General features: G+C 68.2%; 1 pseudogene. It reads left to right on the forward strand.

The window, feature by feature from the left end:
- Nucleotides 1-284: pseudogene (locus RM844_RS33010) on the forward strand (hypothetical protein); the annotation flags it as partial.
- Between the last annotated feature and the right edge of the window lie 141 nt (nt 285-425).

Raw genomic sequence — 425 nt, forward strand, 5'->3', positions numbered from 1 at the left:
GCGTGTGGATCCTGATCTTCGCCGTGCCGTTCGCCGGCCTGGCCCAGATGATCCCCACCGCCGCCCTGGCCGGCCTGCTGATCGTCATCGGCTGCCAGCTGGTCAAGCGTGCCCACATCGAAACCGCCAAGCGCACAGGCGATCTCGCGGTCTACGCGGTCACAGTGGACGGCGTGGTGTTCCTCAACCTGCTCGAAGGCGTGCTGATCGGACTCGCACTGGCGGTCGCACTGACCGTGTGGCGAGTGGTGCGCACCAACATCGTCTCCGAGCCCACGGGTTAGGACACCTGGCGCGTCGCCATCGAGGGCTCCTGCACCTTCCTGTCCCTGCCGACCCTCACCAGCGCGCTGGCGCGGGTGCCGTCGGGCGCCTCGGTGACCGTGGAACTGTCGGTCGACTTCATCGACCACGCCGCCCACGAG

This window comes from Streptomyces chisholmiae (assembly GCF_031845445.1).
Taxonomy (GTDB): domain Bacteria; phylum Actinomycetota; class Actinomycetes; order Streptomycetales; family Streptomycetaceae; genus Streptomyces; species Streptomyces chisholmiae.